Here is a 9,953-nt window from a genome sequence, read left to right on the forward strand (position 1 = left end):
TTCTGGTCTTCTATCTGAATTCCTGCAACACCGGCTTTTTCAAACACCTCAACTGTCTTTTTTACCTCCGAGAGTCCGCCAAAACCAGTATCTGCATCAGCAATTACAGGTATGTTTACAGCATTGGCAATATAACCTGCCTGCTGGACAAACTCATCTCTTGTTAAAATCCCTGTATCAGGAAGACCAGCGCTGTTTGAGATACCTGCGCCCGACATATAGACAGCCTTGAACCCGCATTTTTCAATAAGCATGGCAGAAATCGCATTAAATGCGCCGGGCATAACTACTGTGCCGCTTTTGAGAAGTTTTCTGAATGTAGCAGGTTTTGAAATCATGTTGTCAGTTTTGTCAGTATTTTTTTATACACCTCAAAATCCCTGTCTGAAAATAACACAAACCGCACCAGAGACAATTTCTCTTTATTTGCCTTGATAAAATCTATCACAGTCTTCAATGCAATCTCCGCTGCCTCATTGATAGGATAGCCATAAGCGCCGGTACTTATGGATGGAAAGGCAATCGTCTTTACGCCATTTTTTATTGCAAGTTCAAGGCTGCTTTTATATGCGTTTGCCAATAACTTCGCTTCATCGTGTTTTCCGTCTCGATATATTGGGCCTACTGTGTGGATGACATACTTTGCCTTGAGGTTTCCGCCAGTGGTAATGACGGCGCTTCCGGCAGGACATCCGCCTATCTTCCTGCACTCTTCCATAATCTTTGGCCCGCCTGCTCTGTGGATTGCGCCGTCAACACCGCCTCCGCCAACAAGTCGTGAGTTTGCAGCATTCACAATAGCATCGGTTTCTTCCAGTGTGATGTCGCCTTTGATAAGAGAGAGTATAGTGGAATTGATGGTTGTCTGCATATTACGTGTCCATGCCCCTTGTATCACAATAAAATAATCCGGTCAATGGCAACGAAAGAGTTGTGATAGCATTGCTGCAATAAAAGGGAAGAGGCGATATGAAAAATTGTGAGGAGATTTTGAATTGGAAAAGGAATTATGCTCTTTCAGTGCTTTCTTTGATGTTCAATACCGTCCCTTTAAAACCTTGCGGGAATAATATTTTTTGTTCTTCTCTCTTAAAGAGGTCTCCTTTGACGTTTCCGGTTCTGAGTACGCCTCATTAATAGCCTCTAAAAGCCTTTTGGATTTCATCTTTTCAAGGAATTCCTTGGCCGCAAGGGTAAATAATTCGCTTCTGGAGTAATTATACTCTTTAGCAGCCTCATCTACTTTTCTAAATATTTCATCCGGGATAGATATTGCTGTTTTCATGTCATTAAGTATCACATATGGTTATACCATGGTCAATACCTTGTATAAGTCAAACACATTTGCGACATTTCTCCGTTTTCAATTAAGTAATCCATTGGACTTTTTAGACCCAGTGATTTATGCGGTCTTTGGGTGTTGTAGAAGATGAGATAATCGGCAAGCTTCTGGTTAAAGAGCGGTTTGTCATGGATAATATCCAGATGATTATCTATAAACTCCTCCTGTATGGTTCTATTGTATCTCTCAACATAACTATTGATTTTGGGACAATTAGGATAGGAAAAGAAATGAGGGATACTATCTCTTGAGAGTTCCTCATCAAACTCTCCAAGGTTTTCTCCCCCGTTGTCTGTTTGCCACAATGTAATAATCCCGGGATAGACTTGCTTAAACCTCTGGTAAAAGTCTTTCATATTCCTGCTCGTCAATCTTTTATAGTTAAGGGTTATGGCAAACTTTAATCTGGCATCTATTGCGCAGTAGAAATAATCCTTTACTCCATCAGTTATCCTTGTAATGGTATCTGCAACAATATGACCAAAATATTTTGGTTTAGGATGCTGTTTAACCCGAAGCCGTTTCTTCTTATTCACTCTATTCTGCGCCCACTTGGAGTTAGGGTCGTGATATGCCCTGCCTATCTTTGGAAAGTAAAAGAGTTTATGCCTCTTTATGATATTCCCGACGGTTGATTCAGATACGGTTTTAATACCCTTGTCTTTTAAGTATTTATCCAGAAGGGGTTTTATCTTTTCCTTTCCCAGCTTTGGATGTTCTAACCTTATATTCTTAATGTAATCAACTATCTCTTGCGGCGTATCGGGAGTTCTCTTTTTATGGGGTCTGGTAGATTCGGGTATCAATGCAAGAAGCTTCCCTCCACCTTGTTTAAGCTTATTCCTCCATCTGCTTATAATCTTCCTGTCTGCGCCAAAGGTCTCTATCGTTGCCTTCTCCCCGTATCCTTCATAGAACTTTATAATCTTCATCCTCTGCTTTGCTATCTCATCCTCATCAAATCCATTAAGGCTATGGAGCATATGCTGAAACCTCCTATAGCCTCCCATTCTACTAAATATCGGTTATGCCTTCGCATAATGATCCATTATTCCTTAATGTCGCATATGTATCTTAACTTATTCATGGCAACCAGACAGATAGAGAAGGATTAATATTCCACCTCTTTCAAAAATAATCCCTGCGGCGGCGCGGTCATACCGGCAAGTTTTCTGTCTTTGGCGTTAATAATGGCCTGAAAATCATTCAGATTAATCTTTCCTTTTCCAACGGCAACTAATGTTCCGACCATTATTCTGACCATGTGTCTTAAAAATGCCGTGCCTTTGACCTCAAGCGCAAGCAAGCCAGTTTCATCACTGCTTGTCAAAAGGGGAACAGGAGGGGTCGTCTCTATTGAAAAACAGAGTATCCCTTTTATTGGATGCGGGGCATCACAGTCTGCAGCCCTGAAGGATGTAAAATCCTTTTTACCAATGAGATAGCCGGCTGCCTTTTTCATTGCGTCTATATCTAATTTTTGAAAGACATGCCATGAGAAGTTGCGGTAAATGGCTGATGGGTAAGGTCTGTTAAGGATTAAGTATCTGTAGGTTTTTGCTATGGCATGCCTCCGCGAATTAAAATCAGGAGAAACCTCTACAGCATCTTTTATAACAATATCATCTGGAAGCAGCGCATTGAGCCCTGTTTGCATGGCAACAGTGGGTATCAGGCTTTCTGTATGAAAATTTGCCGCCTGCCCCAATGCATGAACGCCTACATCTGTCCTGCTGGCTGCAATAAGTTTAACTTCTTGACTCGTAATAATCTTTATCTTTTCCTGGATTATACCCTGGATTGTAGGGAGGTTTGGCTGAATCTGCCAGCCTGTATAATTAGTGCCTTTGTATTCAATGAGGAGCCTTATGTTGCGCATATTTCACAGATATTCCCTTATCAATATCTCCGCTATCTGCACGGCATTGAGCGCAGCGCCTTTGCGGAGGTTGTCCGCCACAATCCACATATTGATGCCGTTTGGTATGGATTCGTCCTCTCTTATCCTGCCGACAAAGACCTCATCCCTTTCAGAGACGTCTATAGGCATTGGATACTCAAGTTTCTTTGTATCATCCATCACTTTTACGCCAGGCGCCTTTGAAAGAAGCCCTTTTACCTCTTTTGCTGTAATCTTCTTTCCTGTCTCTATATTTACTGCCTCAGAATGGCTGTTGAATACAGGCACACGAACGGTTGTAGCAGTAATTTTTATTGAATTATCTCCCATAATCTTTCTGGTCTCATTCACCATCTTCATCTCTTCCTTTGTGTAGCCGTTGTCAAGAAACACATCTATCTGCGGAATGCAGTTGAATGCTATCTGATACGGGAAGACCTTCTTTTTTATCTCCTTTTGGCCATAGATAGCAAGCGCCTGATCAGACAATTCATCCATCGCCTCCTTGCCCGCGCCTGAAACCGCCTGATAGGTGGATACTACAATCCGTTTTATCTTCACCGCATCGTGAATAGGCTTTAATGCCACCACCATCTGAATGGTTGAACAATTTGGATTTGCAATGATATTCCGCTTCTTATATTCGCCAATGGCCTTTGGATTTACCTCCGGCACAACCAATGGCACATCAGGTTCCATCCTGAACTGACTGGTATTGTCAATGACCACACATCCGGCTTTGCCGGCCTTTGGCGCATATACAGCGCTTACCGATGCGCCCGGAGAAAACAGGCCGATATCAATCCCTTCAAATGTCTCTTCTGAAAGAAGATAAACCTTTTCCTGCTTGCCGTTAAATTCCAGATATTGCCCTGCAGACCTCTCCGATGCCAGGAGTTTTATCCTGTCGACCGGAAATTTCCTCTCCTCAAGTATCTTTATCATCTCCTGACCAACTACGCCAGTAGCGCCGACAACCGCTACATTATATTTTTGCTTTTTCATCGTAACACCTCAACAGTATTTATTGCCGCATATCTTATCATCTAAGTTTTAAAAATAAAAACAAAAAATTAAATAAATAATGAGGGACATCCGTCCCAATATTTATTGATGTCCGTGTGTTGTAATGTTATAAGTAAGTCGTCATGCCAGGGATGAGTTTTTATTTAATTGACAATAGGTATACTAAAGGTATAATTTCTATACTATGGAATTTGAGTGGGATACCACAAAAAGTAATGGTAATAAGAAAAAACATGGCATAGACTTCGACGAAGCCCAAGCACTATGGAATGACCCCGATTTGATAGAGATTCCCGTAAAAACCAGCGATGAACCGAGATTTTTGACAATCGGGAAGATTTCAGGAAAGCACTGGTCAGGAATCATTACATATAGGAACGGGACAATACGGATTATCTCGGTACATCGGTCAAGAAAAGAGGAGGTTGATTTATATGAAAGCTCGTGAATTTGACAAGAGATTTGATGAAGGAGAGGATATCTCCAAATACCTTGATGTATCGAAGGCAAGAAGACCAGAGCGGGAACAGAAAAGGGTAAATGTTGACTTCCCTTTGTGGATGATTAACTTATTGGACAAAGAAGCCAGCCGTTTGGGTGTGCCTCGGCAATCCATCATAAAAGTATGGGTAGCGGAACGCCTTGAAAAGGCATTTTGAATTAATCCTATTTTAACAAGCCACTACAGCGGATGCATTAAAGATGCACCGCTGAGTTTGGTCGTTATGCCCTCTCCTTTTTCCCCCTCTTATTTATATCAAGTATCTTTTTCCTGATCCTTATATTTTTCGGCGTAACCTCCACGACCTCATCTTCTTTAATAAATTCTATGGCCTGCTCAAGGCTCATTAGCCTTGGAGGCGCAATGTGGAGGGACTCGTCAGAGCCTGACGCCCTCATATTGGTCAGTTTCTTTTCCTTTATTACATTGACATCAAGGTCGTTCTCTCTTGAATTTTCGCCGATTACCATACCCTCATACACAGTCGTGCTTTCGCTTACAAACAGCTCCCCTCTTGGCTGGATATGAAACAAGGCATACCCGGTCGTAACACCTGTCCTGTCTGCAACAAGCGCGCCTGTTGCGCGTTTTGATATCGTTCCCTGCCACGGTTCGTATCCGTCAAAGATATGATTTAAAAGCCCTGTCCCTTTTGTATCCGTAAGAAATTCCGTTCTAAATCCGATAAGCCCTCTTGACGGCACACGAAACTCAAGTCTCACTCTGCCGTGGCCGTTGTTCTGCATCTTTTGCATCTTGCCCCTTCTCATGCCAAGCTTCTGCGTTACAACGCCGATAAATTCCTCAGGGCAGTCGATAGTAAGCTGTTCCATAGGCTCATGCAGCGCGCCGTCTATTTTTTTCGTGACGGTTTCCGGCATCCCAACGGTTAGTTCATACCCCTCCCGCCGCATCATCTCTATAAGGATTGCCAACTGCAATTCACCACGTCCCATAATCTTGAAAGAGTCCCTTGATTCCATCGGCTCCATTTTAATTGCAACATTATAAAGCAGCTCTTTTTCTAGCCTTTCCTTCAAATGCCTTGATGTTACAAATTTTCCATCTTTGCCGGCAAACGGGGATGAGTTGATAGAAAAAACCATTGATATGGTTGGCTCATCAACAGCAATTCTGGGCAATGGCTTCGGATTATCAGCATCTGTAATTGTGTCTCCGATATTTGCGCCTTCTATGCCCGCAAGGGCAACAATATCGCCCATAATTGCCTGCGGCAGATCAACCCTTTTCAGTCCCTGAAAGCCGTAAAGTGATGTAATCTTTGCCTTTACCACCTCTCCCTTCTGATTTACAATGCCAATCATCTGGCCTGCCTTGATCGTGCCGCTGAATATGCGGCCTATGGCAAGCCGTCCCACATAGTCATTATAGGCTATGTTTGTTACAAGGATTTGGAGATCCCCGTTCTCATCGCCTTCAGGCGCAGGAATAGTCTTTAATATCAATTCAAAAAGATGACGGAGGTCTTTTGTGTTTTCATCAGGTGTAAGTCTTGCAATTCCCTCCCTGGCTATTGTGTAAACAACAGGAAAATCTATCTGCTCTTCGGTTGCATCAAGGTCTATAAATAAATCATACACCTCATTTAAGACCTCCTTGATCCTGGCATCAGGCCTGTCAATCTTGTTTATGACTACAATCGGCGGAAGTTTAAGCTCCAGCGCCTTTTTCAGGACAAAACGGGTTTGCGGCAAAGGCCCTTCAGACGCATCCACCAGCAGGAGAACACCGTCCACCATCTTCAAAGTTCTCTCCACCTCGCCGCCAAAGTCCGCATGGCCCGGCGTATCAACGATATTTATCTTCACGCCGTTGTAGGAGACCGCAGTATTCTTTGCCATAATGGTTATACCGCGTTCGCGTTCAAGGTCAATGGAGTCCATCACCCTCTCTTCTACCCGTTCGTTTTCCCTAAATATGCCCGCCTGTTTAAGCATGAAGTCAAGCAGGGTGGTCTTGCCATGGTCAACATGGGCAATAATAGCGATATTTCTTATTTGTTCGTTTCTCATTTGGTCTCCTATAAAAGAAAGTCTGCGAGGGCAGACACATAGGTCTGCCCCTATAACCCCCAACCTGATGGGGATTGTGGTTGAATTTGTAATTATATATCAAAAAGGTTAAATAGTGCAACCAAAAACTTGAACCCCCTTTACATTCTTTTACAGTACCTCTTGATAATTTGATAGATTCTGCTATATTTGCTGATACAATCCTAAAGAAAGGAGGGATAATATTTAATGGGGAAAGAAGGCTGTAGGACAAAGCTTTAGCCTTGCGAAAACAGGCAACCCTAAAGGTTTGCCTACTGTTTAAAAAATCAAAAAGGAGGTTATGATGAAAAAGACAAATATTTTGTTAGCGTTTGCAATATTTTTTGCCTTTGCTGTTTCATTTTGGATTATTCCAAAGGCGAATGCAGTCCCTGCCTTTGCACGGCAGACAGGCCTGGCATGTTCAACCTGCCATTTCCAGCATTATCCTGCGCTCAATGCATTCGGAAGGGCATTCAAGGCAGGGGGTTATACACAGATTGGCGGAGAGGGTAAGGTTGAGGGCGAAGACCTCTCCATTCCTGATACGCTGAACGCATCGCTTGTTACCAAGGTGAGATATCAGAAGACAAACGGAAAAGATAATAATAATGAAAACGGGAGCACTGATACCAATAAGGGACAGCTTCAGTTCCCTGATGAGGCGGCGTTATTAATAGGCGGCCGTGCAGGTGAGCATGTGGGATTCTTGCTTGAGGCACAGTTAAGCGATGCTGATATGCCTGTTTTCGCAAGCTATAAAATGCCAATCACATATGATGTTGGTCCTATGAAGTTGAGCGTTATCCCATTTACAACAGATACAGCCGGCGCCTCTTACGGTTTTGAGCTTTTGAACACAGGCGCCACAAGGATGTCTCGCGTCCTTGAACACAGGACAGAAACATCGGCACAGCAGTATATCGGCACAGCGACTGCGGCAGAAGGTTTTGCATTTGTAGCCTCCAGTGACATGTTCTTTGTCAACTATACTATGTGGGCGCCTGTCCATGGGACCACTGATGCCGGTCCCTATTTGAGCTATATCCGTGCTGCTGCAACACCCAATGTGGGTGGCTGGGATATAGGCGCAGGAGTTCAGTGGTGGGGCGGAACCACAAAACGCGATACTAATAGCAGTGCAGGTACTGACGCTACCACAAGAGAATCTGCAGATGCATATGCTATAGATGCCCAGGCACAAGGCAATATGGGTTTACCTCTGGGTGTTTATCTCACATACGGCAATGCTAAAAGGACAAAGGCTGGAGATACGGCCAACCTCTTCAATTCCAATGCAAAGGATAAAAAGGCATGGTCTTTGCTTGCTGAATTGGGTGTCCTTCCCGGCAAGGCAACCGTTGCAGCCGGTTACCGAGCAGGCAACACAGGTGCAGCCGCCAATAACAAGCAAAATACCACCACGCTTGGCGCTACATACCTTCTGGCCCAGAATGTGGAGTTGCAGCTTAACTATTCCATGAATAACGGCTCTCACTATGACCTTGCTGCAAACAATGAGCAGCTAAACGGTGACAGGCTTGCCACGCTGATGGTATTTGCAGCATTCTAAGAAAGCCGTATAAACAGGTCTTTAGACCTGTTTATCCCCTCTTGAGAGGGACAGGGTGTGTAACATAGCTAAAGCTATGTTACTAGGAACTCTTTAAGATGGGGAGGTGTTTTAATCCCTCCCCTTTTTTGTTTGCCATGAAAAACAAAATACAAAATATATTGATTTTTGGACTTGTGCTTATCACTTTCGGCTGCGCCGCACCTTTAACCGTAAAATACGACGCAAGGCTCGGCGCGCCTGCTATTTCCTTGAAAGAGTCTTTCAATGTAGCCATTGCTCCATATAAAGACGAAAGAAAAGAAGGCAACCGTAAAAAACTTGGAGACATAACCTCGCCTGTCTTTGGAATAGATGCCCCCGAGCTAATCATTGAAAAGAATGTTTCTGACCTTGTAACAGATGCATTTAAAGAGCAGTTTCAACTTGCGGGTTTTAAAGCTGAGAAGGGAGACAAGGCTCAGGCAGACCTCTTGATACAAGGCTCTGTAAAGGCCTTCAGCTTGGATATAGGGGCAAAGGACGCAATTGAAATAGAAATAGAGACAACTGCAAAAGATGCAAAGAACGGTAATATTTTATGGTCAGGCGCTGTGACTGAAAAAAATGAAAGGTTTGCAGGCACAATGGGCAACTCAAGAAAGACCGTTGGCAAATATATCTCATCCTCCCTTGCAAAGGTTATAAAAAGCACCCTGACTGATATAGCCTCGGCAATAGAAAAGACAATGCCCAAGTCAATTGAGCCTGTTAAGGAAGAGATTATACTTGGAAGCGAGGGCAGGCTGTCTCTTTCTTCTGTGCCGCCAAAGACGCAGGTATTTATAGACGATGTATATTACGGCCTTACGCCCATCACCACAGACCTTGCGCCTGGTATTTACACTGTAAACTTTAAGATGGAAGGATTTAAGAAAGTTGCGCAAAAGATAGCTGTGAGAACGGGGCGGGTTACGGAGTTTGCAGTTGTGCTGGAAAAGGAGTAAAAACTGGCGGAAGGAGGAGGGAGTCGAACCCACCCACCCCGATGCAACATCGGGGCAGCACAGTTTTGAAGACTGACAGGGCCACCGGGCCATATCCCCTTCCAGACAACAACACTCAAACCTAAAGGTTTGAGTTACGGTAACTCAAGGCCTTAGCCTTGATAGCAACAAAAAAATCAGGTATTGCAACGAACAGCTTTTTCCCAATCCGTCGGTCCTTAAGGGCTATGTCTACTGGGATTACCGTCCATTAGGGCTTTAATCTTTTCAACCTTGCCTTTCAGGGCAACCCTTTGGTGGTTTAATGCACCCTGCGGATGGGTCTTACGCACGCACGCGTTAGTTCGTGCAATACCCAGAAGCGACCTTGGTTGTCACCTCCATAAATATTATATCACATCCACAACCTTTCGCAAGAGGAGCGTTCAGAGGGTAATGTCAATTATTATGTGTCAGTAAGAAAGGGGTATTAGTTCCCTCCTTTTTGTTTTCATAGGTAAATACAGCATACAGTATTCTTTCCATACTCGTTCTGTCGCTGAACACACCCATAGGTCTTGTCCTTCTCCT

At 43.7% G+C, this 9,953-nt stretch carries 11 protein-coding genes and 1 tRNA gene; 4 read left to right on the top strand and 8 right to left on the bottom strand.

The window, feature by feature from the left end:
- The 6 genes from Q8P28_09705 to Q8P28_09730 all read right to left on the bottom strand — a co-directional run.
- Nucleotides 1–338 (bottom strand): isocitrate lyase/PEP mutase family protein (locus Q8P28_09705; protein MDP2683056.1); only part of this gene is annotated, 338 nt, incomplete at its 3' end.
- Nucleotides 335–871 (bottom strand): O-acetyl-ADP-ribose deacetylase, encoded by a 537-nt coding sequence (locus Q8P28_09710; GenBank protein MDP2683057.1) that lies wholly within the window; start codon nt 869–871, stop codon nt 335–337. The genes Q8P28_09705 and Q8P28_09710, both read right to left, overlap by 4 nt.
- A 165-nt stretch (nt 872–1,036) precedes the next feature.
- Entirely contained in the window at nt 1,037–1,285 is a 249-nt protein-coding gene (locus Q8P28_09715) for a ribbon-helix-helix domain-containing protein (GenBank protein ID MDP2683058.1), read from the bottom strand.
- 32 nt (nt 1,286–1,317) lie between these two features.
- Complete coding sequence (locus Q8P28_09720; protein ID MDP2683059.1) at nt 1,318–2,325, bottom strand: integrase core domain-containing protein; 1,008 nt, start codon at nt 2,323–2,325, stop codon at nt 1,318–1,320.
- Nucleotides 2,326–2,453: 128 nt separating this feature from the next.
- Complete coding sequence (gene truA, locus Q8P28_09725) at nt 2,454–3,221, bottom strand: tRNA pseudouridine(38-40) synthase TruA (GenBank protein ID MDP2683060.1); 768 nt, start codon at nt 3,219–3,221, stop codon at nt 2,454–2,456.
- 3 nt (nt 3,222–3,224) lie between these two features.
- A complete protein-coding gene (locus Q8P28_09730; GenBank protein MDP2683061.1) occupies nt 3,225–4,247 on the bottom strand; it encodes an aspartate-semialdehyde dehydrogenase in 1,023 nt (340 codons plus the stop codon).
- Nucleotides 4,248–4,452: 205 nt separating this feature from the next.
- On the opposite strand from Q8P28_09730, the gene Q8P28_09735 reads away from it, so the two are divergent.
- Nucleotides 4,453–4,716, top strand: a complete 264-nt coding sequence (locus tag Q8P28_09735; GenBank protein MDP2683062.1) for a BrnT family toxin — start codon at nt 4,453–4,455, stop codon at nt 4,714–4,716.
- Nucleotides 4,703–4,927: a CopG family antitoxin gene (locus tag Q8P28_09740; protein MDP2683063.1), complete on the top strand. Its 225-nt coding sequence runs from the start codon at nt 4,703–4,705 to the stop codon at nt 4,925–4,927. Before Q8P28_09735 ends, Q8P28_09740 begins: the two co-directional genes overlap by 14 nt.
- A 64-nt stretch (nt 4,928–4,991) precedes the next feature.
- On the opposite strand, the gene typA is transcribed toward Q8P28_09740, so the two are convergent.
- Nucleotides 4,992–6,803: a translational GTPase TypA gene (gene typA, locus Q8P28_09745; protein ID MDP2683064.1), complete on the bottom strand. Its 1,812-nt coding sequence runs from the start codon at nt 6,801–6,803 to the stop codon at nt 4,992–4,994.
- A 325-nt stretch (nt 6,804–7,128) separates the two neighbouring features.
- Here typA and Q8P28_09750 point away from each other — a divergent pair, with 325 nt between their 5' ends.
- Both Q8P28_09750 and Q8P28_09755 read left to right on the top strand, forming a co-directional pair.
- Nucleotides 7,129–8,397 (top strand): hypothetical protein, encoded by a 1,269-nt coding sequence (locus tag Q8P28_09750; GenBank protein MDP2683065.1) that lies wholly within the window; start codon nt 7,129–7,131, stop codon nt 8,395–8,397.
- A gap of 137 nt (nt 8,398–8,534) precedes the next feature.
- Entirely contained in the window at nt 8,535–9,383 is an 849-nt protein-coding gene (locus tag Q8P28_09755; protein MDP2683066.1) for a PEGA domain-containing protein, read from the top strand.
- Between the two features lie 4 nt (nt 9,384–9,387).
- Here Q8P28_09755 and Q8P28_09760 read toward each other — a convergent pair.
- Nucleotides 9,388–9,486, bottom strand: a tRNA-Sec gene (locus Q8P28_09760).
- Nucleotides 9,487–9,953: the final 467 nt, after the last annotated feature.

The organism is Deltaproteobacteria bacterium, from assembly GCA_030690165.1.
Taxonomy (GTDB): Bacteria; Desulfobacterota; GWC2-55-46; order UBA9637; family UBA9637; genus JACRNJ01.

Bases quoted from the DNA above. Each gene is read 5' to 3' on its own strand.
- Q8P28_09735 (MDP2683062.1), top strand. From the start codon at position 4,453: ATGGAATTTGAGTGGGATACCACAAAAAGTAATGGTAATAAGAAAAAA.
- Q8P28_09710 (MDP2683057.1), bottom strand. From the start codon at position 871: ATGCAGACAACCATCAATTCCACTATACTCTCTCTTATCAAAGGCGAC.
- Q8P28_09750 (MDP2683065.1), top strand. From the start codon at position 7,129: ATGAAAAAGACAAATATTTTGTTAGCGTTTGCAATATTTTTTGCCTTT.
- Q8P28_09730 (MDP2683061.1), bottom strand. From the start codon at position 4,247: ATGAAAAAGCAAAAATATAATGTAGCGGTTGTCGGCGCTACTGGCGTA.
- Q8P28_09720 (MDP2683059.1), bottom strand. From the start codon at position 2,325: ATGCTCCATAGCCTTAATGGATTTGATGAGGATGAGATAGCAAAGCAG.
- Q8P28_09740 (MDP2683063.1), top strand. From the start codon at position 4,703: ATGAAAGCTCGTGAATTTGACAAGAGATTTGATGAAGGAGAGGATATC.
- truA (MDP2683060.1), bottom strand. From the start codon at position 3,221: ATGCGCAACATAAGGCTCCTCATTGAATACAAAGGCACTAATTATACA.
- typA (MDP2683064.1), bottom strand. From the start codon at position 6,803: ATGAGAAACGAACAAATAAGAAATATCGCTATTATTGCCCATGTTGAC.
- Q8P28_09755 (MDP2683066.1), top strand. From the start codon at position 8,535: ATGAAAAACAAAATACAAAATATATTGATTTTTGGACTTGTGCTTATC.
- Q8P28_09715 (MDP2683058.1), bottom strand. From the start codon at position 1,285: ATGAAAACAGCAATATCTATCCCGGATGAAATATTTAGAAAAGTAGAT.